The following is a 25,577-nucleotide window of genomic DNA, read 5'->3' on the forward strand; positions in this document are numbered from 1 at the left end:
GCAGGCCGCTGGGGAAGTGTGGGCGGACCGTAGGCATTCGCAGCCAATCCGTCCAGCGAATTAGGGAGTGCTACGGGGTGAGGGTGCGACGGTTGCGGAGGGCTCGTTCCAGGGTGAGCTCGTCGGCGTATTCGAGGTCGCCGCCGACCGGCAGGCCGCTGGCGAGGCGAGTCACCTGCAGGCCGAGCGGCTCAAGCTGGCGAGCGAGATACATGGCGGTCGTGTCGCCCTCGATGTTCGGGTTCGTGCACACGATCAGCTCCGCGACCGACTCGCTGTCGAGCCGTGCGATCAGCTCGCGGATGCGGAGCTGTTCGGGCCCCACCCCCTCCAGCGGGTTCAGCGCCCCGCCGAGCACGTGATAGCGGCCCCGGAAACCCGCCTTCTCCATCGCCACCACATCCCGCGGTTCCTCCACCACGCAGATCATCCCGTTGGCCCGGGCCGGGTCGGCACAGGTGGGGCAGGGGTCGGTCTCGCTGAGATTCCAGCACTGGCTGCAGAAGCCGACCCGGTCCTTGGCGGCCGTGATGGCCGCAGCGAGTCGGTGCGCGTCGTCAGCCGGCCGCTTCAGCAGCCAGAACGTGATGCGCTGGGCGCCCTTGGGACCGATGCCGGGCAGTCGGCTGAGTTCGTCGATCAGGTCTTCGACGGCGTCGTCGTACACGTCAGCCCCCGCCGCTGGTGGTCGATCAAGGCTGTCAGGTCGCACCTTCATCGTCGCGGACCACGACCGAGCCGGGGAAGTGGTCCACTATCCGCTGCACCTTGGCTTCCGGGGAGGAAGCAGATGCGCCGGCCTCCGGTGAGGAGGCAGATGCGGCAGCCTCCGCGGAGGAAGCAGGTGCGGGAGCTTCCTCGGAACGGGTCGTCGCCGAGCTGCTCGCGGCGGCGGCCTCGTCGCTGACCTCGATGCGAATGGTCTGATCGAGCACCTCAGACAGGATCGCTTCGGCCTCGTTGCTGCGTCGCCGTGCCTGCTCGATCGGCACGCCATCGCTGAGCCGGATCGTCACCACGTTGTGATCGCGAGCAAGAACTTCGGCTTCGCGAAACAGGCCGGCAGCGAGTGGGCGGAGCCGTTCGACTACCTGCGGCTCCCAGATGCGTTGCAGGTCCTGGGCTGTCACGGTCGTCGGGGCGGCGGGTGCTGCCGCGGGTTCGTCTGCGGATTCCGGCTGCGGTGCCTCATCCCCAGCCGACACCGGCGGCGTGGGTGCCGCCGCGGGAGCTGGCACAGGTGCGGCCGGCGCTGGTGCTGCTGGCGGCGCGGGAGCTGGGGGGGCGGGGGGCGCTGGTGGTGTGGCGCTCGTCGGCGCGTCGAGCGAGGGCGGGGCTTTGGTCGCGGCCATCGCCGCGCGGGCGGCAGCGGGACCGGCGCCGGGGGGCGTTGAAGCATCGGTGCCGCTACTGGCTGGCGCGGCGGCGGACGAGCCTGCGTCGGGCGCACCTGCACCGAGCAGATCGTCGGCGAGCAGCCCCACCAGGGCCGTCTCCAAGGTCAGGCGACGGTCGGCCGATTGCGGCATCTGCGCCAGCGCGCTGCCGATGGCCTCGAGTGCTCGCACGTTGGCGCGGCGACCCATTACATCGCTCAGCTCGCGCGCCGAGGTGATGTCGGCCGGCGGCAGCTCAGCGGGCTCCACGCCGGCACCCACCAGGAACATGTCACGCAGACGGCGTGCGGTGCGCTCGGCGAGATCGCGGGCGTCGACGCCCGCCGCGGTGGCCGTGGCCACAGCGATCAACGTCGCCGCCAAATCAGCGCGTGCCAGGGCCTGCACCAGCGCGTTCACGTCGGTGCGGTCGTCAGGGATGCCCCCCGCCGCCAGCACCGTGTCGAGCGCTGAAAGCGCATCGCGCACCGACCCGGCGCCGCGCTCGGTCACATAGTCGACGACGGCGTCATCGATCGGCGCGTCGGCCGCTTCGGCGATCGCCCGCACATGCGGAGCCATCTCGTCGGCGCCGACCAGCGACAGCTCGAACTGCTGGGTGCGGCTGCGGATGGTGGGCAGCACCTTGTTCGGATCGGTCGTGGCGAGGATGAACACCACGTGGGCCGGCGGTTCCTCCAAGGTCTTGAGCAGCGCATTGGATGCCGCTGCCGAGAGCATGTGCACCTCGTCGAGCAGGTACACCTTGCGACGCCCGGAGCTGACCAAGGCCGCCTTCTCGGTCATGTCCCGTATGTGGTTCACCGAATTGTTGGACGCAGCGTCAAGCTCGATGAGATCCATCGAGGTGCCCGCGGCGACTGCGGCGCAGCTGCCGCAGGCATCGCAGGGCTCCCCGTCGTCGGTGAGCGCCTCGCAGTTGAGTGCTTTGGCAAGGATGCGCGCCGTCGACGTCTTGCCGGTGCCGCGAGGACCGCTCAGCAGGTACGCGTGCCCGACGCGGTCCTCCCGAACTGCGTTGCGCAAGGCGCGGACCAGGTGCGGCTGGCCGACCACCTCCGCAAATCGCTGAGGCCGGAACCTCCGGTAGAGCGACTGGTGCTGCATCTCGCGGCGATCCTAAGCAGTCCAGCCAGTTGCTGCGCCCGCCGGTTGGGCGGCCAAGAACTCTGCGACCAGCGATCCAGCAGGTCGCAACGTCGCAGAGTTCTCGCCCGCCCAACCAGCTCGTGTTTCTGTGAGTAGCCCGGGCTCTCTGCGGTTAGCGTTTGGCGTGTGTCGCCGTCTGACGTGGCGGCCGGGTCCTGTGCAACGGCGACCCGTGAACCGAGTCAGGGCCGGGAGGCAGCAGCTCTCAGCGGACCTCGTTGTGTGCCGCAGATCGCCTGGCCGCCTCGCCAGACGGTGACACCGCCCTTATCTCCGTCTCGCCGGAGGTGGGGCGCCTTCGCGGGATCGCCACGCGATCCCGGATTGATACGGAGAGTTGCCAGAGTGGACGAATGGGCTCGCTTGGAAAGCGTGTGAGGCTTTCATCGGCCTCCGTGGGTTCGAATCCCACACTCTCCGCATGTCAGACTGAGCAGTGATGACCAGCCCCCGGCTGCCCACCAGGGACGCCAAGGGATACGAGCCGGACCTGCCCATCTCGGTGTCCACGATTTTGGACTGGCCGCCGCGGCCCCTGCAGACCCTGCGGCACATCTCGCTGATGATGCTCCCCCAGGGACTGCTGTGGGTGGCGATGTCCGCGGTGGTGTGGAACTTCTTCACGCCGTCCATGGAGCGCATGGCCAGCCTGCGCCCCAGGTGGGTCCTGGAGATCTATCTGCGCAACGTGGTGCTGTTCACGCTGGTCGCGGGGACGCTGCACGTGGCGCTGTACGTCCGGCGGGTTCAGCAGCAGCGCTACAAGTACAACCGCCAGTGGCTCAGCACCACCAACCGGGCGTTCCTGTGGAACCACCAGACCCGCGACAACATCTTCTGGTGCCTGGTCAGCGGCTGCGCGGTGTGGTCTGCGTACGAGGCGCTGACGATGTGGTTCTACGCCAACGACTGGATCCCGTCGGTGGAGTGGGGCACGTGGTGGCCCTACATCTGCGCGCTCACGGTGATCGCGTCGCTGTGGTCAGTCGTGCACTTCTACTGCATCCACCGGGTGCTGCACATGCGCTGGGTGTACGACCACGTGCACTACCTGCATCACCGCAACGTGAACACCGGGCCGTGGAGCGGGCTGTCGATGCACCCGGTCGAGCACATGATGTACCTGAGCATGATCGTGCTGTGGTGGGTGGTGCCCGCTCACCCGTTCATCCTGATCCTCACCCTGCTGTCCAACGCCGTGGCCACCTCGTTCTCCCACTCGGGGTTCGAGCGCTTCGAGATCGGCAAGCGGGAGGGTCCCACCATGGCCGGTGCCGACTACTTCCACCACCTGCATCATCGCTACTTCGAGTGCAACTACGGCAACCGGCCGGTGCCGCTCGACAAGCTGTTCGGCACCTTCCACGACGGCACGCCCGAGGCCCACGCCCGGATGCGCGAGCGGGCGAAGCGAAGGCGCGGCATCACTGCTGCCTGACGTGACGCACTAGCGGCCACACTGCGGGTGTGACAGACGAAGCGGCCATCGAGTTGGCGTTGGAACAGGCCCGGCAGGCGGCAGCCGCGGGCGAGGTGCCGGTCGGCGCTGTGGTGATCGTCGACGGCGAGGTGATCGCTGCGCGCCACAACGAGCGCGAGGCCACCAACGATCCCACCGCGCACGCCGAGGTGCTGGCCCTGCGCGATGCCGCCGCGGCCATAGGCGACTGGCGGCTCAGCGGCGCAACCCTGGCGACGACGCTCGAACCGTGCCCCATGTGCGCCGGGGCGGTGCTCGCGGCCCGGGTGCCCCGGGTGGTGTTCGGGGCCTACGACCCCAAGGCAGGCGCCACGGCGACGCTCTACAACCTGCTCGTGGACCCGCGCTTCAACCACAATTCCGAAGTCGTGGGCGGTGTGCGCGAGGAGGAGTGCGGCGAGCTGCTCAGCGATTTCTTCGGCAGCTACCGCTGAGTGGTTGCTGGCTGTCACGCGGCGCTTGCCAGCGCCAGCAGGTGGCGGAAGGTGTGGGATTCGAACCCACGGTGACCCGAAGGCCACAACGGTTTTCGAGACCGCCCCATTCGTCCGCTCTGGCAACCTTCCGCAGCGCACCCTATCGACGCCTGCGCGGCTGACCGCCCGGCCCGCAGCCGGTGCAGCGAGCGATAATTCGGCCGCGTCGGGGGTGAATTCGTGACAGCCTCGGGGCCGTGAGCAGCGCTGTCGAGGGCATCGGCGCGGTGGTCGGAGACACTGCCGGCCAGCCCGATGGCACGTGGTCGGTTTCTGGTCTGGCTGCGGCCGTGGGCGAGACGATCCAGCGGGCCTTCCCCAGCGAAGTGTGGGTGCGCGGCGAGATCATCGGGTATTCAGCGGCGGCGAGCGGCCACGTCTACTTCAACCTCATCGAACCGGGTGCGGGCAACGACCGTCGCGGCGCACGCATGCGGGTGGCCTTGTTCAAGGGACGCCAGCGTGGGGTGAACCGGGACTTGGCCGCAGCGGGCGGGTTGACGCTCGACGACGGCATCGAGGTGCGAATCCGGGCCGAGGTGGAGTACTACGCCGGCAGCGGACAGGTCCAGCTGATCATGAGCGGCGTCGACCCGCACTTCACTCTCGGCGTGCTGGCGGCTGACCGTGAACGCACGCTGGCCGAGCTGACCAAATCGGGGCTGCTGCGCCGCAATGCCGCCGTGCCGCTGGCCCTGGTGCCGCTGCGCGTCGGCCTCGTCACGGCTGCAGGCAGCGCCGCCCACGCCGACTTCGTCCATGAGCTGGAGACGAGCGGCTACGCGTTCGAGGTGCTGCTGTGCGACGCCCGGGTGCAGGGCGTCACGGCCGAAGCCGATGTAGTCGCAGCGCTGCGGACTCTCGGCGGTGCCGACGTCGACGTGGTCGCCGTGGTGCGCGGCGGGGGCGACCGCACTGATCTGCTGGCGTTCGACCTCGCCGGCGTGGCCAAGGCCATCGCGCTGTGCCCGCTGCCGGTGTTCTGCGGCATCGGCCACGAGACCGACACCTCGGTGGCCGATCAGGTGGCACACACGGCTGCCAAGACACCCACCGCGTGTGCGGGTGCGCTCGTCGCCCATGTGGCCGCGTTCGACGAACGCCTGGTCGGAGCTCGCCGCACGCTGGGGCTGCTGGCCGAGCGCCGCCTGGTTCGCCCGCGTGCGCGGCTCGGCGAGATCCGGCTGCGGCTGGGTCATCACGCGCAGCGCCACTGCCGCGCTGCGACCGGCAAACTCGCCGGTGCGCGTCAAGCGCTGCAGCGCAGCCGTGCCTATGCCCAGCGCGGCATGGCATCGCTCCGCTCCCAGCGACCCCGGCTGCAGCGAGCCTCGACGCGACGTCTCGACGCCGCGAAGGCTCGGCTGCGTTCCGCGTCGGCCTTGGTGTCGGCGGTCGCGCCGGAGCGAACCCTGGCTCGGGGATTCTCGATCACGCGCTCAGCCGACGGGAGCATCGTGCGCGAGCTGCCTGCCTCCGGCGACACGATCTCCACACAGACCCAGCACGCAGTGTTCGCCAGCGTTGTCGACCACGACAGGTCGGCCAACCCGCAGCCAGGCGAACCCGATGACGATCCGGCTACCGGAAGGACCACTGATGACTGAAGAAGCCGACAGCGGCGCTGACAGAGGCGCAACAGCATTCGGCGGCTACGCCGAGTCGATGGCCGAGCTCGAGGCAATCTTGGCCAGCCTCGAGAGCGATGACGTCGACATCGATGCGCTGGCTTCGCAGGTCGAACGCGCCTCGCACCTCATCGCGCACTGCGAAGGGCGGCTGCACGCCACTGAACTGTCCCTGCAGACGATTCTGGCCCAGCATGATCCGCCGACGACCGCGGAGGAAGACTCCTGAACGGCAGCCGTGCGGGCATGTGTGGACCGAGGGAGTTGGTGGGCGCTCCCCCGGTCCACCTGCGCGTCACGGGCCGGTGGAAAACCCGGAGCGCACGCTCACGCTGCCGCGGAATCTGCCCACTGTGAGTGACCGCGGCCGCTCGTCGAAACCAACGAGGAACCTATGAGTTCGCCACCGCCCTGTCAAGAAGCATCCGGTCATCCTGACGCCGCCCAAAAGCCCAGCAACTCCGGGATTTTTCCGCATGGCGCGTGGCCGTCGCCGCTGCAGGCAGCCGACGTCGCCGCTGGCGCGGTGCGGCGGATCGAGCCGCGGGTAGCCAGCGGGTGGGCCTACTGGGCCGAAGAGCGTCCCGATGACCGTGGGCGGGGCGCGATAGTCCGGGTGCAGCTCGACGAAGCCGGCGCTCAACCCTCCGACATCGCCCATACAGCGGAGGCGGACATTCGCACTGCGGTGCACGAATACGGCGGCGGCGCGTGGCTGCCGTTCGAAGCGCCAGATGGAAACCACTTCGTGCTGGCCAGCTGCATGAGCGACCATCGGGTCCGGCTGTTCGACGCGACCGGGCACACGGCACCGCGTGCGGTGACCCCGGAGCCGGACACGCCGAGGGGCCTGCGGTACGCCGACCCTGCGCTGGTGCCGGTGCCACACGGCAACTCCGGCGACAGCGCCTTCGGCCCGGTCAGCGTGTGGGTGCGCGAAGCCCACGACGACACAGGGCACGATCCTCGCAACGAGCTGGTCGCGGTCCGCCTGGACGGCACCGTCACCGTGGTGGCGGCCGGTGCCGACTTCTATTCCTCGCCACGGCCCTCACCCGACGGATCGACGCTGGCGTATCTCTGCTGGGATCACCCGAACATGCCGTGGGATCACACCCGCCTGCATCTCGTCGATCTCCGTGACGGCGAGCCGGTGCCGGGCAGCGACCGAGTGCTCTGCGACGGTCCTGCACTGACCCAGCCAGCCTGGAGCCCTGACGGCGTCCTGCACATCGTCACCGACATCGACGGCTGGTGGTCGATCCACCGCGTCGATGCCGAGACCGGTGCAACCGAACCGGTGCTCGACGACGCCGCGGCCGGCGAAGCACCCCGCTGCGAGTTCGGCGTGCCCGCATGGGTCTTCGCCCAGGCCACCTACGGCTGGGACGGCAGCGGCACGCTGTGGTGCACCTGGATGTCAGACGGCGTCGGGCACCTCGGAACCATCCGCGACGGACGCCTGGAGGAGATTCCGAGCGAGTTCACCGACTTCGGCCGGCTTGCGGTCACGTCCGGGGGCTCGGTCGTCACCGTGGCCGCGGGCTGGACACGCCGGGCTGCCGTGGTGGAGATCGCGTCCGACGGCACACACCGCGAGCTCAGCGCCAGCGAGCCCTCGGCGCTGGAGGCAGGCGACGTCTCGGTGCCCCAGGCGTTCACCTTCGACAGCGACGCCGGGCGCCACGCCCACGCGTTCTTCTTCCCGCCCGCCAACTCGACCGTGACCTCACCGCCCGCCGAGCTGCCGCCGCTGATGGTGCTCAGCCACGGCGGGCCCACCGGCTCAGCCCGCAGCTCGCTCGACCTGGGCATCCAGTACTGGACCAGCCGCGGCGTCGCCGTGGTGGACGTCAACTACGGCGGCAGCACCGGCTACGGCACTGCCTTCCGCAACCTGCTGCGCGGCCAGTGGGGCGTCGTCGACACGCAGGACTGCATCGCCGCAGCCCTCCATCTGGCTCAGGACGGTGTCGCCGATCCCGAGCGCCTAGTCATCAAAGGCGGCTCGGCGGGCGGCTACACCACCCTGTGCGCACTGACCGGCAGCGACGTGTTCGCCGCCGGCATCTCCCGATATGGCGTGGCCGACCTGGAGGCCCTCGCTCGCGACACCCACAAGTTCGAAGCCCGCTATCTCGACGGGCTCATCGGTCCTTGGCCCGAGCGGGCCGACCTGTACCGGGAGCGGTCGCCCATCTGGCGAACCGACCAGCTGCGAACCCCGATGATCGTGCTGCAAGGCACCGAGGACCGGGTGGTGCCCCAGAGCCAGTCCGAACAGGTGGTGGCTGCCCTGGCAGACGCAGGCGTGCCGCACGCCTACCTGCTGTTCGAGGGCGAGGGGCACGGCTTCCGCCGAGGGCCCAACATCGTGGCGGCACTCGAAGCCGAGCTGTCGTTCCTCGGCCAGGTCTTGGGCTTCGAGCCCGCAGGCGACATCGCCCGCGTCGAAGTGCGTGAAGGGCACGGCCGCTAACGCCAATAGGTTCGTGCCGTGTACAGCTTCGCCCGGAAGCCGATCTGGCTAGCCGGACACGCGCTCGCCGGCAGCCTGCTGGTGATCTTCGTGGTCGCCGGCTACTGGCAGCTCAGCCGCCACAACGAAGTGCGCGACCGCAACGCAGCGGTCGCTGAACGCCAAGACATGCAGGCCGTCGAAGTCGACCGCTTCTTCGAGGCTGTGACCGATACCGAGCGCATCGACCAGCTTGAGTACCGGTCGGTGACGCTGCCGGTGGAGCGCTTCGACTGGCACGACAGCGTGCTGATCCGCAACCGCAGCTTCAACGGCCTCGCCGGGTGTCACCTTGCCGTGCCGGCCGCCGTGACCTCCGCCGGCAGCGCCGAACCGCGGGGCGTACTGATCGTCGCGGGATGGCTTCACCAAGCGGCGTGCGAACAGGAACCCGACGGACTCGGACGCGACCTGCGACCTGAACTCGACAGCGAGCGCCAGATCGGGGGCCGCATCCGCCGGAGCCAGGAACGCGGCCTGCTCGGACCATCCGACCCGGCCCAAGGACGGCTGGATTCGCTGGCTCGCACAGACGTCACCCGCATTGACCAGCAGACGACGCTCGATCTCGTGCCCGTCTACGTCGAGCTGACGAGCACCGCAACACTCGGCGCGACCAGTGAGACCGCAACGCTGCGGCTACTGCCGCCGCCCGAGCTCGACGCCGGGCCGCACCTGGGCTACACGTTCCAGTGGTTCAGCTTCGCCGCCGTCGCCATCGTCGGCTACACGCTCGTGCTCCGCCACCAAGCCCGCAAAGGCGAATCCGAACAGATCGCCGACGACTAGCGGCCGATGGCTTTGGCCATGCGAGCCGTGGCCTCGTCGAGCATGGCCGGCGAGGTGGCGAAGTTGAGGCGCACGTGGCCCGCACCCTCGGGCCCGAAGTCCAGCCCCGAGTTCAGGTACACGCGACCCCGCCCCAAGAACACCGAGGCAGGATCGTCGCCAAGATCCAGCTCCCGGCAGTCCATCCACGCCAGGTAGGTGGCATCAGGCGGCCGGTAGCGAACCTCGGGCAATCGCTCCGCGAGCAGCTCCGCCAGCAGGCGGCGGTTGCTGTCCAAGCCGGCCACCAGTTCGTCCAGCCAGTCCAGCGCCTCGGTCCAGCCGGCGATGGTGGCAACCTGCCCGAGGATCCCGATGCCGCCGATCAGCCGCTTGGGGATCTTGCGGACGATCGGGCCATAGCGCGACGACGCCGAGTGCAGAAAGGCCATGCGGAGACCCGCCATATTGAACGACTTCGTGGCAGCAGTGACGGTGACGGTCCGCTCAGACGCCAACTCGCTGACCGACGCCACCGGAACATGCCGTCGAGGCGCATACACCAAGTCGCAGTGGATCTCATCGGAGATCACCACCAGGTCGTGACGCTCGGCAATGTCGATTACTGCGGCAATGCCGTCGGCGTCGAGCACCATGCCGCACGGGTTGTGCGGCTGGCACAGGATCACCGCCGTCACATCCGGCGCCGAGGCCACCGATTCGAAGTGGTCCAGATCCAGCCGCCAGCCGTCATCGTCACGGATGAGCGGATTGGGCACCACCCGGCGCCCATGTCCCTCCACGCTGGAGAAGAACGGCGGGTAGGCGGGCGTCTGGAAGATGATGCCGTCGCCGGGTTCGGTGCAGTAGGTGATGGCCAGCTCCAAGCCCTGGATCACGTCATGGACCCGCACGACATCGAGCGGGTCGACCTGCCAGCCGAACGCCTCGCTCATGCGCTTGGCGAAGACGCGCAGCACGGGGATCGGCTGGTCGTAGAAGTCGTAGCCCAGGCCGCCGGAATCGATGCGCTCGCGCACCGCATCGAGCACGACGGCGGGCAGCTCCACGTCCATGTCTGCGACCCAGGCCGCCAGCACGTCCGGGCCTTCCCGTCCCCATTTGATGCCGGGGCGATTCCGAACCCGTTCGGCGTCCAGATCGAATATCACGGCGTGACCCTACGCGCCCAGCCGCCGAGTTCTCAGTACAGGCCGATCATGCGGCCGGCGAGGCCGAGGACTGCGACGGCCAGGACAGGGCGGATCAGCCGCTCGCCGCCGCGCACCGCCCAGCGCGCACCGAGCCAACCGCCCACGGCGAAACCCGCCGCGACGATCACGGCGAAACCCCAGTGCACCTGGTCGTTCAGCACGAACGCCGGCACCGCCACGATGGTCATCGCAGCGATCACCACAACCTTGACCGCGTTCGCATTCACCAGATCCAGGCCCGCGTGCGAGAGCGCCGCGACCAACATGAGACCGACACCGGCCTGGAAGGCCCCGCCGTAGAGACCGATGCAGAAGAACACCGCGACGGTCAGCACCCGCGGCCAGATGATCTCCTCACCGCGAGTCTTCGGCGGCCAGAGGCTCAGGATCAGCAGCGGCACCATCAAGATCCCGAAGATGCGCTCGAACGCGGTGTCGCTGAGCAGTCTCGCAACGGCGTTGGCGCCGATCACCGAGCCGATCAGCGCCGGAACCAGCACAGGCACCGAGCGCCGCAAGCCCGACACGCCCTCGGACCGGTAGCCAGCCACCGAGGCCAGGTTCTGCGTCACGACGCCGATCCGATTCGTGCCGTTGGCCACCAGCCCGCCGAGGTCGCCCACCACCGTGAGCAGGCTGACGGTCAGCAGCGAACCGCCGCCGGCCATGGCATTCACCACGCCCGCGACCACGCCCGCGGCCGCGACGAGCGCAATCTGTGCGATGTCCATCGGCTGCCCGTCAGCCGGATGGCTGCGGCGGCGAAGGAGTGTCTGAGAGCTGGGTTGTCTGCTGTCGCAGGAGATGGTCGGCCAGCACGAGGCAGACCATCGCCTCGACCATCGGCACCGCCCGGGGAAGCACGCACGGATCATGACGGCCCCGAGCCGCCAGCACGGTCGCTTCGTTGGCGTCCGTGACCGTCTTCTGCTCGCTCGCGATAGTGGCCGTGGGCTTGAAGGCCACTCGCAGCACGATGTCGGCGCCGTTGCTGATGCCGCCCTGGATGCCGCCGCTGCGGTTGGTCACCGTGACGGGTCGACCGTCGGGACCTGGTGCGAACTCGTCGTTGTGCGTGCGACCGGTCATCAGCGTTCCGGCGAAGCCGCTGCCGATCTCCATGCCCTTGGCTGCCGGCAGTGACATCACCGCTCCGGCCAGCTCGGCGTCGAGCTTGTCGAAAACCGGTTCGCCCAAGCCCGGCGGCACGCCGCGCGCCACGCAGGCCACGACACCGCCCAGCGAGTTGCCGTCATGGCGGGCAGCGTCGATGGCCTCGGTGATGCGAGCTGCGGCCGCCGGATCGGGACAGCGCGTCGGGTCGGTCTCGACGTCGTTGCGGGTCACTGCCGCTGGATCGACATCAGCGGTGATGTCGCTGACCGAGCTGACCCAGCCCAGCACCTCCACCCCGGCCACTGCCAGGATCTTGCGGGCCACCGCCCCCGCCGCGACCCGCCCGACCGTCTCACGAGCCGATGCACGGCCGCCCCCCTGCCAATTCCGGATGCCGTACTTGGCCTCGGTGGTGTAGTCGGCGTGGCTCGGCCGGTACGTGGTGGCCATCTCGGAATACGCGCCGGGTCGAGCGTCGGTGTTGGCCACGGTCATGCCGATCGGCGTGCCGAGCGTGAGGCCCTCGAAGACGCCCGAATGGATCGTCACCCGGTCGGCCTCCTGGCGCTGGGTGACGATGCGGCTCTGGCCCGGCCGGCGGCGATCGAGATCGACCTGCACATCGGCTTCGCTCAGCTCGATGCGCGCTGGGCAGCCGTCGATAATCACCCCCAGCGCTCCGCCATGCGATTCGCCGAACGTGGTGACCGCGAAGCGCTCCCCGAACGTGCTGCCGCCCATGTCAGAACCCCTCGTCGGGGGGCGACTCGCGCTGCTCGGCCAGGAACTTCTGGAACTCGAGCGCTATGTCATCGCCGCTGGGCAGGTTTTCCTCTTCGGTGCGGTCCGCTTCGGATTCGAGCTGCCGGATGTAGGCCACGATCTCGGGATCGCGGGCGACGGCCTCATCGACCCGCTGTTCCCACGTCTGCACGCTGGCGTCCAGCTCGCGGTAGCCGGTGGTCACGCCGGTGACCGTCTCGAAGTGGGCCAGCAGCGCACGCGTGCCCTTGGGATTCGGCGGGCCTGCGACGTAGTGGGGAACGCCGACCCGCAACGACACCACGGGCAACGCGGCCCGGTCGAGTACGTCATGCAGCGTCCCGATGATGCCAGTGGGGCCTTGGTACGTGGGCCGGTCGAGACCCAGGCGGGCTGCCAGCTCGCCATTGGCGGCGCTGCCCTTCACAGAGGCTGCCCGCGAGTGCGCCACGCCCGCGACCATCGCGCCGAGCGTCACCACCATCTGGCAGCCCAGCCCGCTGGCGATCTCGGCCACCCCTTCGCAGAACGTGCGCCAGCGCATCCGCGGCTCGATGCCTGACAACAGCACCAAGTCGTGCGGGGGCGCCGCCGGCACGACGTGGCACTCGATCTCGGGCCAGCGAATGCGCCGTTCCCTTTCGGAGGTGATCTCGATGTGCGGGCGGCTCTCCTGAAAGTCGAAGAACTCCTCGGGATCGATGTGGCAGACCCGCCGCGCCTCGCTGCGCTCACGGATCCACGCCAGCGCGCCGGTGGCGCATTCGCCGGCGTCGAACCAGCCCTCGAACGCAACCAGCAAGAGCGGATTCTGCAGCTTGGGTGCGCCGTCCCAGACGACGATCGGTTGCTCGGCTCCAGCGTTGGCCTGATCGGCGTTGTTCACGCCATCACTATGGCCGATGCGCGGGCCGATCACGCCCGCAATTCGCGCTCAGCGTGTCCACCTCAGCAGCGCGACACGCTCCAGCGACTCCAGCGAGACCGATTCGAGCGCCTTGTGCGACGCCAGGTAGAGCCGGTCGCCGACCACCGCGCTGGCGGTCACCTGTGCCTGCCAATCGGTGTCGAACCAGCAGTAGCGCTCCCACGGACCGGGTTGCTCGGTGCCGTCGGGACGGACGATGATCTCGCGCGACTCGCGGCACTTGCGCAATGGCGGATCTGCGTGGCTGAGACGTGCCCGCTCGGTCAGCTCGGTGCCTGCGGTGTCAAGCGCCACGGCGCCGAGGAACGGCGGCTCGTTGCCGCTGTCGTCGAACGGGTGCTGGTTCAGCGGCAGCACGGCGAGGTTGCTGGGCTGCCAGTGCAGGAAGGCAAGCGCATTGAACTCCACCTGGCTGTGCCCGCCTGGGGCGGTCCACTGGGCGATGCGTTCGGGCCGGTCCAGGTCGGCAATGTCGAACAGCGACACCTGGGTGCCCACGGTGAAGCCCTCGTCGGTGGCTTCCTGGCCGACGCCCAGCAGCAGGTCGTCGCCGAGCGGGTGAAGGTACGCCGAGTAGCCGGTGATCTTCAGCTCACCGCGCACGGCGGGCGCGCTCGGGTCGGACAGGTCCAGCAGGTACAGCGGATCGACTTGGCGGAATGTCACCACGGCGGCGATGTCACCCAGGTAACGCACGGCGAAGATGCGTTCGCCGATGCCGAGCCCGCCGACCTGGCCGACTTCAGACAGACCTTCGGTGCTGAGGGCGAACATCGTCACGAAGCTCTCGGACTCGGGCCCGCCTTCGGTGCGCCACGGCTGCCACACCGGAGCAGTCGTGGTGGCAATTCGCAAGTGGTCCTCGTGCTCGGACATCGAGTACTGGTTCAGCACGGTGCCGATCACCGATGCGGACCCGACGTAGTTGCTCGTCGCCCGGCCGGTGGTGTCGAACATGTGGACCTCGGTCTCGACCGGTGCGCCGTCACCGGGACCTGCCGGTTCGAGGCGCCAGTCGTGCCAGCGCGTCGTGGTCACGTACAGGTGCTCTGGTGAGGCGTACACCGTGCTGCCGTCCGACATGATCGAGCTGGTGTCCATGGGCCCGTCGAGCCCGTCCGACGAGATGTCGATGGTGGTGACGCTGAGCGTGCCGGGGCCGGCGTAGTGCGGGGGCACCCAGACGCTATCGCAGGCGACGAGGCGCCCACCTGCTGTGGCGGAGCCGGATGCATCGCTGAGCGCAAAGCGCGGCAGCCAGTCGTCAACGGTCGTGCTTGCGATGAGATCCCGATTCGCCCCGGTCGCCCGTTCCTGTGCGGCGAGGTCGGCGGTCTCGGGCACTGCCCAGGGAATTGCACGCGGGCGTGAGCGGGTGACCAGCCGCAGGACGCCGTCGGTCAGGCGGGCGCCGACGTAGTCGCCCTCGATGTCCAGCCGCCTGGTGACATGCGGGGTTGCGCCGCTCAGATCGATCTCGACGATCCCGGTCGTCGGCCCCCACGACGATGTCGGCCCGATGCCGGAATCGGTGCCTCCCGGTTCGGCGAACGGCACGATGACGTCCCACTGCGAGGCGAACACGAGCACGCGGTCGCCGTGCAGCAACAGGTTCGAGATCCAGTGATCGCCGACGTCGACCGTGGCCACCAGCACCGGTGCCGGGCCGGTCACGTCCACCACATGCACCCGGTTCTCGCTCGCCACGACGATGCGCCGGCCGTCGGTCTTGAGCACGTGGGGCTCGTCGATACCTGCCTCCTGCACGTTGGACGTGCTGTAGTCGACCCCGGGCTGCAGCGGGCCGAAACCGCCGTCAGCCTGGGTGTCCACCGCGATCGCACCCTCTTCCAGTGCCTCGTCGAAGCCGAAGTCGCCACCCAATCCCCACGGGCCGACAGCCTGGGCCGCGTGCTCCTGCACGTAGCTGAGCACAGCGTCGCATTCGCCGAATTGGCGCAACGCCGCCGCCGTCACCGCGGTGTCGGCCTCATCGGTGCCGGGCTCAGCGCTGCTTGGTGTCTCTTCAGAGAGGTCTTCGGCGGCTGGCTCATCGGGGGCAGAAGCCGGGTCGTCGTCGGTCCCGGCACCGGCCGCGTCCGCCACGTCGGGGTCGGGCTCGGCATCGCCCGCGCTGGTGGCCGTCGTGGGTTCAGCGGTGTCCGGCGGCAGCTCGTCGGCGGCGCTGTCACTCGGATCGCTGGCGCAAGCTGCGGCCAACAGGCTCACGGCAACCAGCACCGCGAGCATCCGTCCGGTCTTGGTGCGCTTGGGTGGATTCGTCATCAATTCACACGACGCCACGCGCTCCTCGAGGGTTCCACGCCCGACGTTACGTTGCGATGACGAACGAGCTGACGGAATCGAGGCCCTACTCGTTGTCGGTGAGGTCGTCGTAGAGGCCGTTGCGGCCGAGGCGCACCAGCAGCTCCTCGGTGCTCCACGGCAGCATGGTGGCGCCGCAGCGAGCATCGCGGTAGTGCTGCTCGAGGCGGCCGGGCCGCAGCAGCGATCGGCCGCCGCACGTGCGCAGCGCCAGCGATGCCATCTCTGGCGCGCTCTCCATGGTGGTGACCGTTGCCACGTGCGCCCGCCGCAGCTCGTCGGGGCTGGGGTCGGCACGAAGCTCGCTCAGTACCCGGTAGGTCAGCGATTGCGCCCGGTCGTAGATGAGCTGCATCTGCGCCCAGCCGGTCTGCTTGATCGGATGATCGCGCGACGCCTTCACTCCCGACTCGCCCCGCAGGTAGGTGCGGGTGGCATCGAGGATGGCGCGCATCAGCCCCAGGTAGCTGAAGGTAAGACTCATGTAGAACTGCGGGAAGCGCGACACCATGGCGTTGAACATGCCCGGCGGCAGCACCTCGTTGCGGGCAGGCACGAACACGTCGTCCATCACCAGCGTGCGGGAATCAGTGCCGCGCATGCCGATCGGGTCCCAGTCGCCGACGATCTCGGCGCCCTCGCCGTCGGCCGGCACGCCGAGCAGGCGGATGTGGGGGTCGCCCTCCACCACCGCCAGCACGTTGTGGACATGAGCAGCGCCGCTCAGCGAGGCGAAGATCTTGCGCCCGGTCACGCGATAACCGCCCTCAGTCGGCACCGCGACGGTGCTGAAACCCGATCGGGCACCCGGTGCCTGGCCCTCAGAGAAGGGCTGGGAGTGGATGACCCGGCCGTGCACCATGCCCTCCCACAAGTGCGGGCGGGTGTTGGCTAGGTGCGCAGCCATGGACCCGTCGGGATCCAGCTCGCGCCCGCGCTCGCCGGCCAGCAACGCCTCAGCGATCGGCCCAGACAGCAGCGCCGTGGCCGTGTGCATGTTGAACGTCAGCGCCGTGGTGGCGCAGTGCCGGCCCATCTCCTCGGCCACCAGCGCATACCCGACAAAGTCAGCACCCAGCCCGCCCACCTCTTTGGGCACGCACAGGCCCAGGAACCCGGCATCGGCAAGGTCCGCCCAGTTCTCGTGCGGGAAGCTCGCCTCCCGGTCGTACTTGGGCGCACGCTCGGCGAAAGCCGGGCCCAGCTCGGCCATCCTGGCCACCAGCTCGGCGCGTTCGGGCGTCAGCACCTGTTCATTCATCGCTCACCCTGTCTGGTTCGGCAATTCCTGCAACGGCTCATCGGGCACTCGTCGTGAAGCGGTCCCCAGCGGCGGTCCATAGCCGCCGCCTCCGGGCGTGTGGATCTCCATGACGTCGCCTTCGTCCACTTCGACCCGCGCACAGCCGGCCAGCTCGATCACGCTGCCGTCAGCCCGCATGAGCAGGTTGCGGCCTCGCGATCCCTCTTCCCCCCCGGCAGCGCCGAACGGGGCGATGCGGCGGCAGCTCGACAGCAGGTTGGCCGTCATCGGCTCGCCGAAGCGCAGCCGCCGGATGACCCCGTCGCCGCCCTGGTTTCTGCCGTTGCCGCCCGAGCCTCGGCGCACCTCGAAGCGTTCGAGCAGCACGGGATGGCGCTGCTCGAGAATCTCGGGGTCGGTCAGGCGGGTGTTGGTCATGTGGGTGTGCACCGCATCGGCGCCCCGGCGGCGTGCCGTGGCGCCGGCGCCACCGCAGATCGTCTCGTAGTACTGGTGCTCGGCGTTTCCCCAGATGAAGTTGTTCATGGTGCCCTGCGAGGCGGCCACCACCCCCAGCGCGCCGAACAGCGCATCGGTGATCTGCTGGGAAGTCTCGACGTTGCCGGCGATGACCGCAGCGGGCGGATGCGGCGACAGCATCGAAGGATCCGGCACCACCAGCTCGAGGGGCCGCAGGCAGCCGGCGTTCAGCGGGATGGCATCGTCCACCATGCAGCGGAACACGTACAGCACCGCGGAGCGGCACACCGCCACCGGGGCGTTGAAGTTGCCCGGGTGCTGACCGCTCGTGCCGGTGAAGTCCACGACCGCACTGCGCCCCGCGGCATCCACCGAGATCCGGACGCAGATGACGCTGCCGTCGTCGAGCTCCATGCGGTAGCTGCCGTCATCGAGCGCGTCGATGACCCGCCGCACCATCTCCTCGGCGTTGTCGGCGACATGGCCCATGTAGGCGTGCACGACGTCGAGGCCGTAGTACTCGACGATGCGGGCCAGCTCGACGGCTCCGCGCTCGCATGCAGCCACCTGGGCACGCAGGTCGGCGATGTTCTGGTCGGGATTGCGGGCCGGCCATGGTCCGCTGGCGAGCACCTCGCGCACCGTGTCTTCCAGGAAGCGGCCCCCGGCGACGATCTGCAGGTTGTCGAGCACCAGCCCTTCCTGGTCGATGGTGGTGGAGTCGGCCGGGGCCGAGCCGGGCACGCTGCCGCCGATGTCGGCGTGGTGGCCGCGGGAGGCGACGTAGAAGATCCGCTCGCTGCCCGCCGCGTCGAACACCGGCCGCACGACCGTCACGTCCGGCAGGTGGGTGCCGCCGTTGTAGGGATTGTTGAGCACGAACACGTCGCCGGGCGACATCTCGGGGTTCTGTTCGATGACGGTCCGGATGGACTCGCTCATCGAGCCGAGATGCACCGGCAGGTGCGGTGCGTTGGCCACCAGCTCGCCGGATAGATCGAACAGCGCACAGCTGAAGTCGCGCCGCTCCTTGATGTTCACCGACACGGCCGTGTGCTCGAGCACCACACCCATCTGCTCGGCGATGTTCATGAACAGGTTGTTGAAAATCTCGAGCTGCACCGGATCGATGCTGGTGCCGATGGCGACGCTCGTCGGCCGCGCGGTGACACGTTCCAGCACGAGGTCGCCGCGGTCGGTGACGGTGCCCTGCCAGCCAGGCTCGATCACGGTGGTGGCGTTCGGTTCCACCACCACCGCCGGGCCGGCCATGACAGCACCCGGCGCCAGCGCTGTGCGATCCCAGAACGGCGTGTCGTACGGAGCACACGTGTGCGGGGACGGGCCGTCATGCGACGCTCCGTCATCGGCCTGCGCCACGCCTGCGCTCATCCAGGTGATGTGCGCGGCCACCAGCGCGTCGCGGTCGCCGGCCGGCGGCGTCGCCGGAGGCGGATCGACGGCGCGCCCGCGAGCCTCGATGTGCAATGCATCAACCACCAGCGCTGTCGCCGAGTTCGCTTCGCCGGGTGGGCTGAAGCCGAATCGCGTCCGGTGTGCCGTCGCGAAGTCGCGCGCTACCTCATGTGCTGTGTTTACTGGCGCCGCCACCATGGCGGCCGTGCTTGTTGGCGCCGCCCCCATGGCGGCCGTGCTTGCCAACGGCACTTCGAGCGTCGTGTCCGAGCCCCGGTAGCGAACGGCGAGACGCCCGGTCACCTCGATCCGGTCGGTTGGCACACCCGCTGCGGCGACGGCCTCGATGGCCGCCGGACTGGCGGCCGCCAGGCGTTCGATGAGCTCAGCGATCAGCGCCTCGTCCAGCGGCGTCTCGACGGGTTCCGAGCGCAGGTCGGTGACATCTGCCAGCCCGATGCCGAGAGCGGAGAGCACCCCGGCGTGAGGGTGGATGAGGATGACGGTGATGCCCAGCCGGTCCGCCACCCGGCAGGCGTGCTGACCACCCGCACCGCCGAAGCACACCAGCGTGTAGGCGGTGATGTCGTGACCTCGCTCGGTGCTGATCTTGCGGATCGCGTTGGCCATGTTCTCCGCCGCGATCTCGCCGTACCCGAATGCCACCTCCGCGGTGCTGCGCCGAACGCCGGTGGAGTGCGCGATCTGGTCCGCCAACGCGGCGATACCGCTGGTGGAGGCCGCGACATCGAGCGGCTGCGCGCCATCGGCGCCGAACACCGCAGGGAAATACTCGGGCCGGATGACGCCGAGCACGGCGTTGGCATCGGTGAGCGCGAGCGGTCCGCCGTTGCCGTAACAAGCGGGGCCGGGGTTCGCGCCGGCAGATTCCGGCCCGACCCGCAGGCGACTGCCGTCGAACGTGAGCAGCGAGCCGCCGCCGGCCGCGACCGTGTGCATGTCGATGATGGGTGTGCGAACCCGGATGCCTGCGACCTCGGTCTCATTGGCTCGCTCGAACTCGCCGGCGAAGTGGGAGACATCGGTCGACGTTCCGCCCATGTCGAAGCCGATGACGCGCTCGAAGCCGGCGGCTTGCGCGATCCGGGCCATGCCCACCACGCCGCCGGCGGGCCCTGACAGCAACGCGTCGCGCCCGGTAAAGCGACGGGCATCGGCCAAGCCGCCGTTGGACTGCATGAACTGCAGCTGCGGCCCGTCCGCCGAAGCTGCTGTGCCGATTCTCGATGCAACAGCATCGACGTAGCTGCGCAGGATCGGGGACAGGTAGGCGTCGGCCACGGTGGTGTCGCCGCGGGGAACGATCTTGACCAGCGGATCCACCTCGTTGCTGACCGAGACTTGGGAGAAGCCGATCTCGCGGGCCGCATCTGCGAGCGCGGCTTCGTGCGACGGGTGCCGGTAGCCGTGCACCAGCACGATGGCGACTGCCTGCATGCCCCGCTCGCGGGCCGCGGCCATGCCGACGGTCGCCGCGTCCAGACCCAGCGGGCACAGCACCGTGCCGTCGGCGGCGATGCGCTCGTCGACCTCGAGCACCTCCGCATACAGCATCTCGGGCAACACGATGTCCAGCTTGAACAGGTGCGGGCGGGTCTGGTACCCGATGCGCAACACATCGCCGAAGCCGGCCGTGGTGACGAACAGGGTCGGCACGCCGCGGCGCTGCAGCAGCGCATTGGTGGCCACCGTGGTGCCCATCTTCACCGACCTGATGCGCTCGGGCGGCAGGGGCTCGTTCCGGGGGACATCAAGCAGGTCGGCAATGGCTGTCGTGGCAGCGTCGTCGTAGCGGCGAGGGTCCTCGCTCAGCAGCTTGTGCGTCACCAGGCTGCCGTCGGGTCGGCGCGCCACGACATCGGTGAAGGTGCCCCCGCGATCGACCCAGAAGTCCCAGCCGCCCTGCGTTTCCCGCTCTTGTTCGCTGCGCTCACGGGCCGCTCGGGCCCGGGGCTCGGCCTCTGGCGACACGCTCATGGCAGGACCCTATGGGCCGTCGGCGCCGCGGTCCGTCTCACGGCCTGCTCTCAGTCAGGAACGACGGCCGTGGCGATGATCTCCACCATCGCATCGGGCTCGACCAAACCGGTCGTGCCCAGCAGCGCCATTGCCGGGAAGTGCCGGTCGAGATGTTTGCGATGGGCAGCGCCCACGCCGCGGAGGTCGTCGCGGTAGGCCTGCACATCAGTGGCATAGACCACCAGCGACACGATGTCGTGCGGCTCGCCGCCAGCGTGCGCCAGCGCCTCGACGACATTGCCCAATGCCACGTCGTACTGCTCGGCGAAGGTGTCGCCGACGACGGCCCCGGTCGAGTCTGCAGCGATCTGCCCGGCGAGGTAGACGGTCCGCCCGTCGGCCGGCACGACGGCGTGAGCGAAGCCGGGGGACGGCGACATGGAGTCGGGGCTGATCAGCCGGTGCGGCGTGGTCACTTCATCGTCCTCCTGTGCTGGTGAGCCTGCATTTCATCGTCCAGTCCAGTTCGGTGCCTCCGAAGCCCCGAACGCACGGTGGAATTCTGCGTGATCGTCGGTGCGCATGAGCAGCGCCTGGGTCATGGCTTCCAGCTCGATGGCGGCGGGCAGGCTCATGTCGGCCTCCCGGCTGATCAGCAGCTTGGTGGCTTGGTAGGCCAGCCGGGGCCCGTCGGCGAGCCGCCGCGCCAGCGCCGTGGACTCCGCCAGCAGCTCGTCGGGGGCAACGACCCGGTTCGCCAGGCCGATCTGGACCGCGTCGGCGGCAGTCACGGCATCGCCGAGCATCAGGATCTCGGTGGCGCGCCCCTGCCCGACGAGGCGAGGCAGCAAGTACGCAGAGCCCATGTCGCCGCCCGACAGCCCGACGTTGGTGAACAGGAACCGGAACTTGGCATGGGGCACGCAGATGCGGAAGTCCGATGCCAGCGCGATCACCGCGCCCGCTCCGGCGACCGTGCCGTTGATGGCGGCGATGATCGGGATCGGGCACTCGCGCATGTTCTGGATCACCGCGCCGGTCATGTGGGTGAACTCGAGCAACTGCTTCGGATCGAACTTCACCAGCTCGCCGATGATCTCGTCGACATCCCCGCCCGAGCAGAAGCCGCGGCCCTCGCCGGTGATGACGATGGCGTCGATATCGCCGCGCAGCGGCGCCTCCCGGAACAGATCCCTCAGGTCGGCGTAGATGTCGAACGTGAGCGCGTTGAGCTTGGTGGGCCGCTGGAAGGTGATGGTGGCCACCCGGTCGTCGACGCTGAAGCCGAAATGCTCCCAGTCGTCGGTGAAGCGGGCGGATGCGCGGAATGTCATGACGGGCCTCCGTCCAGCACGATCTCCTGCCCGCTGAGGTCGCCGGTCAGCAGCTCCATCACCGCGTCGACGACCTCCGCGATCTCGATGATCCGGCCGTGCGGCGTGGCCTTGGCCAGTGCGGCCTCGGCATCAGCGAGGTTCTTGCCGGTCCGTTCGGCGATGTTGGCGATCGTGGCCACGGTCATCTCGGTGCGGACAAAGGTGGGGCACACCGAGTTGACGGTGACCCCGGTGCCCGCCACCTCGGCTGCCACGACCCGGATGAGGCCCATGACCGCATGCTTGGAGGCGGCGTAGGCGGCGATATAGGGGGCGCCCTCGACGCCGGCAATGGACGCAACGGTCACGATCTTTCCGGCGTCGCGTTCGAGCATCTGGTCGATGACCGCTTGAGTGCACAGGAACGCCCCGGTCGCATTGACCGCCATGTTGCGGTTCCACTCCTCCAGCGTCGTGCGACCCAGCCGGTTCGAGCCTGACACCCCCGCGTTGTTCACGAGGACATCCACCGAGCCGATTTCCGAGAACGTCGCAGCCACCTGGGAGGGATCCGTGACATCGCAGATACGAGCCTCGATGCCGTCCAGCGGCGCGGGAGGTTCGGAGGTCGCCAGTGCGATGACACGGTGACCCTCGGCGGCAAGCTCAGCGCTGATGGCCGCGCCGATCCCGCGGGTCCCCCCGGTGACAACCGCTGTGCTCATGCCGCCGCCTCGAGGGCACACCCGCCGGCTAGATGGGCGGGCGAGTGCTGGCGGACAGCGGCGGGGCTCACCATTCCCAAGACCGTACTACTGTTTTTCACATCGCAAATTTCCCGCGATGCCATGAATGAGACCGCGCCGATGAATCCTGAACGGATGCCTCGATGAAGATCGCCTGCATCGGCGGCGGCCCGGCGAGCCTGTTCTTCAGCATCCTGATGGCCAAGCAGGACGCGGGCCACGACATCACCGTGTACGAGCGCAACCGTCGCGGCGACACGTTCGGGTTCGGCGTGGTGTTCTCCGATGAGACGCTCGCCAACATCGCCGAGACCGACCCCGATTCGATTGCCGCGATCGAGTCGGAGTTCCGCTACTGGGGGGCGATGGACGTCCGCTACCGGGGGCGGACGATCACCTCCGACGGTCACGGTTTCGCTGCGCTCTCCCGGGTGCGGCTGCTCGAGATCCTGACGAGCCGGGCCATCGAGCTCGGCGTCCGCGTCGAGTTCGAGACCGAGGCCGATGTTGATGGCGTGGCCGGAGATGTCGACCTGGTCGTCGCCGGTGACGGCGTCAACAGCAGCACCCGAACCCGCTACGCCGACGACCTGCGCCCGGCGATCCGCAGCGGTGCGGCGAAGTACATCTGGACCGCCACCGACGCCCCCTTCGACCGCTTCACGTTCATCTTCGAGGACTTGTTCCTCGAAGACATCGAACACAGCGAGGACTTGTTCCTCGAAGACATCGAACACAGCGGCGGCGAAACGCATCGCACCGTGCAGGCGCACATCTACCCCTACGACGACACGCGTTCGACGTTCATCGTGGAGATGGCCGAGTCAACCTGGGAACGGCTCCAGCTCGGAGGTCACGACACAGGCCTCAGCCCAGGCGAATCCGACGAGCACGCGTTGGAGTGGTGCAGCCGACTCTTCAGCCGTCACCTAGGCGGCCGGCCCCTCATCGGCAACAACTCGAGATGGATCAGCTTCCCCCGCATCTCGTGCAGTTCATGGGTCGTGAACAACATCGTCCTGCTGGGCGACGCCGCCCACACCGCTCACTACTCGGTGGGCAGCGGTACCAAGATGGCGCTGGAGGACGCCATCGCACTCGCTGATGCCATGGCCACTGAGACGACTGCTGGCGGTGACGTCGCCACCGCGCTCAAGAACTACGAGTCCGAGCGGCGGCCCCAGATCGAGAGCCTGCAGCGGGCAGCGGCAACCAGCGAGGACTGGTTCAGCCACGTCGATCACCACCGCCAGCGGCCCTTCGAGCAGTTCGCGTTCTCGCTGTTCACCAGGTCACAGCGGGTGACCTACGACAACCTGCGCGAGCGCGACGCCCGCTACCACGAAGAAACCCTGAAGTGGTTCGCATCCCAGCAGCCGCCCGCTCACCAACCGCCGACCCCCGACACGCCGCCGATCTTCTACCCGTTCGTCCTGCGCGAGATGACACTTCACAACCGAATCGGCGTGTCGCCGATGGCGCAGTACAGCGCCGTCGACGGGATGCCGAACGACTGGCACAAGGTGCACCTCGGCAGCCGCGCCGTCGGCGGTGCCGCGCTCGTGATGACCGAGATGACCTGCACGTCGCCCGGCGCGCGCATCACACCCGGCTGCACCGGCATCTGGAACGCCCAGCAGACCGAGGCATGGGCCGGCATCACCCGATTCGTGCACGACTTCACCGGCGCCAGGATCGGGATGCAGCTCGGGCACGCCGGCCGCAAGGGCTCCACGAAGGTGCCGTGGGAAGGCGAGGATGTCCCGCTGGACGAAGGCAACTGGCCGCTGATCTCAGCGTCCCCGCTGCGCTACAGGGCCGGCTGCCAGGTTCCCCAAGAGATGACGTACGCGCAGATGGACGCCGCTCTCGACGACTTCGTGGCGGCCACCCGACGCGCAGCCGAGGCTGACTTTGATCTTGTCGAGCTGCATGCCGCGCACGGTTACCTGCTGTCGTCGTTCCTGTCGCCGGTGACCAACCGGCGAAGCGACGACCACGGCGGCTCATTGGAGAACCGGGCTCGCTTCCTGCTGCGCGTCACTGAGGCGGTTCGGGAGACCTGGCCGCATGCCAAGCCGCTGTCGGTGCGGATCTCGGCCACCGATTGGATCGAGGGCGGGTTCGGCCGCTCGGAGGCCATCGAGCTGAGCGACATGCTCAAAGGCGCCGGCGTCGACATCATCGATGTGTCGAGCGGCCAGGTGGACCCTGCCGGCCAACCCGCCTACGGCCGGCTGTACCAGACGCCGTTCGCCGAGGCGATCCGCAACACGGTCGGCATCCCGACCATGGCCGTGGGCGCCATCTCCAGCATCGACGACGTCAACACCGTGCTGATGGCGGGTCGGGCCGACCTCTGCCTGATCGCCCGGGCTCACCTGGTCGATCCTTACTGGACGCTGAACGCGGCGATCGATCTCGGTCGCAGCGAGCAGCCTTGGCCGATCCAGTACTGGCAGGGGCGTACTAGCCGTCGGCGCGAGCAGGTTCCGGAGGCGCTGATCGATCGCGATCTGCGGTAGCTGCGCCCGCTTCGGGAGCGGCAGCGGATTCTGCGACCAGCGATCCGGCAGGTCGCAACGTCGCAGAATCCGCTGCCGCCCCCGCCGCTAGAGCATCTGTGCCTATCGGC

Annotated in this window: 19 protein-coding genes, 2 tRNA genes and 1 other RNA gene; 9 read left to right on the plus strand and 13 right to left on the minus strand. The window is 68.8% G+C overall.

Annotation, left to right across the window (positions count from 1 at the left end; all coding sequences use genetic code 11):
* Window positions 1–70 precede the first annotated feature (70 nt).
* Window positions 71–667, minus strand: a complete 597-nt coding sequence (recR, locus tag ACOGXE_RS08100) for a recombination mediator RecR (protein WP_419933493.1) — start codon at window positions 665–667, stop codon at window positions 71–73.
* Between the two features lie 34 nt (window positions 668–701).
* Window positions 702–2,504, minus strand: a complete 1,803-nt coding sequence (gene dnaX / locus ACOGXE_RS08105; protein ID WP_419933434.1) for a DNA polymerase III subunit gamma/tau — start codon at window positions 2,502–2,504, stop codon at window positions 702–704.
* Window positions 2,505–2,692: 188 nt separating this feature from the next.
* On the opposite strand from dnaX, the gene ffs reads away from it, so the two are divergent.
* The 4 genes from ffs to ACOGXE_RS08125 all read left to right on the plus strand — a co-directional run bounded on the left by ffs (window position 2,693) and on the right by ACOGXE_RS08125 (window position 4,460).
* Window positions 2,693–2,791: signal recognition particle sRNA small type (gene ffs / locus ACOGXE_RS08110), an RNA gene on the plus strand.
* Between the two features lie 86 nt (window positions 2,792–2,877).
* Window positions 2,878–2,966, plus strand: a tRNA-Ser gene (locus ACOGXE_RS08115).
* Between the two features lie 19 nt (window positions 2,967–2,985).
* Window positions 2,986–3,984, plus strand: coding sequence for a sterol desaturase family protein (locus tag ACOGXE_RS08120; protein ID WP_419933435.1), 999 nt, complete (start codon window positions 2,986–2,988; stop codon window positions 3,982–3,984).
* Window positions 3,985–4,013: 29 nt separating this feature from the next.
* Window positions 4,014–4,460, plus strand: coding sequence for a nucleoside deaminase (locus tag ACOGXE_RS08125; protein ID WP_419933436.1), 447 nt, complete (start codon window positions 4,014–4,016; stop codon window positions 4,458–4,460).
* A gap of 42 nt (window positions 4,461–4,502) precedes the next feature.
* Here ACOGXE_RS08125 and ACOGXE_RS08130 read toward each other — a convergent pair.
* Window positions 4,503–4,592: transfer RNA gene (locus ACOGXE_RS08130), tRNA-Ser, on the minus strand.
* 107 nt (window positions 4,593–4,699) lie between these two features.
* On the opposite strand from ACOGXE_RS08130, the gene xseA reads away from it, so the two are divergent.
* From xseA to ACOGXE_RS08150, 4 genes are all read left to right on the plus strand, one after another.
* Window positions 4,700–6,109 carry an exodeoxyribonuclease VII large subunit gene (xseA, locus tag ACOGXE_RS08135; RefSeq protein ID WP_419933437.1) on the plus strand — a complete coding sequence of 470 codons (1,410 nt, stop codon included), beginning with the start codon at window positions 4,700–4,702 and terminating at the stop codon, window positions 6,107–6,109.
* Window positions 6,102–6,359, plus strand: coding sequence for an exodeoxyribonuclease VII small subunit (gene xseB, locus ACOGXE_RS08140; RefSeq protein ID WP_419933438.1), 258 nt, complete (start codon window positions 6,102–6,104; stop codon window positions 6,357–6,359). The genes xseA and xseB overlap by 8 nt, the downstream gene beginning before the upstream one ends.
* A 165-nt stretch (window positions 6,360–6,524) precedes the next feature.
* On the plus strand, window positions 6,525–8,609 hold the full coding sequence (locus ACOGXE_RS08145; RefSeq protein WP_419933439.1) for a prolyl oligopeptidase family serine peptidase: 2,085 nt from the start codon (window positions 6,525–6,527) through the stop codon (window positions 8,607–8,609).
* Between the two features lie 18 nt (window positions 8,610–8,627).
* The gene (locus ACOGXE_RS08150; RefSeq protein WP_419933440.1) at window positions 8,628–9,437 is read left to right on the plus strand and encodes an SURF1 family protein; all 810 of its coding nucleotides are present in this window, start codon (window positions 8,628–8,630) and stop codon (window positions 9,435–9,437) included.
* Here ACOGXE_RS08150 and ACOGXE_RS08155 read toward each other — a convergent pair.
* From ACOGXE_RS08155 to ACOGXE_RS08200, 10 genes are all read right to left on the minus strand, one after another.
* On the minus strand, window positions 9,434–10,588 hold the full coding sequence (locus ACOGXE_RS08155) for a MalY/PatB family protein (RefSeq protein WP_419933441.1): 1,155 nt from the start codon (window positions 10,586–10,588) through the stop codon (window positions 9,434–9,436). The two genes, ACOGXE_RS08150 and ACOGXE_RS08155, sit on opposite strands and share 4 nt — an antisense overlap.
* A gap of 32 nt (window positions 10,589–10,620) precedes the next feature.
* Window positions 10,621–11,361: a sulfite exporter TauE/SafE family protein gene (locus ACOGXE_RS08160; RefSeq protein ID WP_419933442.1), complete on the minus strand. Its 741-nt coding sequence runs from the start codon at window positions 11,359–11,361 to the stop codon at window positions 10,621–10,623.
* A 10-nt stretch (window positions 11,362–11,371) separates the two neighbouring features.
* Complete coding sequence (gene aroC / locus ACOGXE_RS08165) at window positions 11,372–12,487, minus strand: chorismate synthase (RefSeq protein WP_419933443.1); 1,116 nt, start codon at window positions 12,485–12,487, stop codon at window positions 11,372–11,374.
* 1 nt (window position 12,488) lies between these two features.
* Window positions 12,489–13,427, minus strand: a complete 939-nt coding sequence (locus ACOGXE_RS08170; protein ID WP_419933444.1) for a PAC2 family protein — start codon at window positions 13,425–13,427, stop codon at window positions 12,489–12,491.
* A 15-nt stretch (window positions 13,428–13,442) separates the two neighbouring features.
* A complete protein-coding gene (locus ACOGXE_RS08175; protein WP_419933445.1) occupies window positions 13,443–15,722 on the minus strand; it encodes a beta-propeller domain-containing protein in 2,280 nt (759 codons plus the stop codon).
* Between the two features lie 85 nt (window positions 15,723–15,807).
* Window positions 15,808–17,022, minus strand: a complete 1,215-nt coding sequence (locus ACOGXE_RS08180; protein ID WP_419933446.1) for an acyl-CoA dehydrogenase family protein — start codon at window positions 17,020–17,022, stop codon at window positions 15,808–15,810.
* 3 nt (window positions 17,023–17,025) lie between these two features.
* On the minus strand, window positions 17,026–20,898 hold the full coding sequence (locus ACOGXE_RS08185) for a hydantoinase B/oxoprolinase family protein (protein ID WP_419933447.1): 3,873 nt from the start codon (window positions 20,896–20,898) through the stop codon (window positions 17,026–17,028).
* Window positions 20,899–20,948: 50 nt separating this feature from the next.
* On the minus strand, window positions 20,949–21,356 hold the full coding sequence (locus tag ACOGXE_RS08190; protein ID WP_419933448.1) for a RidA family protein: 408 nt from the start codon (window positions 21,354–21,356) through the stop codon (window positions 20,949–20,951).
* Window positions 21,357–21,389: 33 nt separating this feature from the next.
* Window positions 21,390–22,214, minus strand: coding sequence for an enoyl-CoA hydratase family protein (locus tag ACOGXE_RS08195; RefSeq protein WP_419933449.1), 825 nt, complete (start codon window positions 22,212–22,214; stop codon window positions 21,390–21,392).
* Entirely contained in the window at window positions 22,211–22,921 is a 711-nt protein-coding gene (locus tag ACOGXE_RS08200; protein ID WP_419933450.1) for an SDR family NAD(P)-dependent oxidoreductase, read from the minus strand. Before ACOGXE_RS08200 ends, ACOGXE_RS08195 begins: the two co-directional genes overlap by 4 nt.
* Window positions 22,922–23,085: 164 nt before the next feature.
* On the opposite strand from ACOGXE_RS08200, the gene ACOGXE_RS08205 reads away from it, so the two are divergent.
* Window positions 23,086–25,467, plus strand: coding sequence for an FAD-dependent monooxygenase (locus tag ACOGXE_RS08205; protein ID WP_419933451.1), 2,382 nt, complete (start codon window positions 23,086–23,088; stop codon window positions 25,465–25,467).
* The last annotated feature ends 110 nt before the right edge of the window (window positions 25,468–25,577 follow it).

This window comes from Candidatus Poriferisodalis sp. (assembly GCF_965208555.1).
Lineage (GTDB): Bacteria > Actinomycetota > Acidimicrobiia > Acidimicrobiales > Poriferisodalaceae > Poriferisodalis.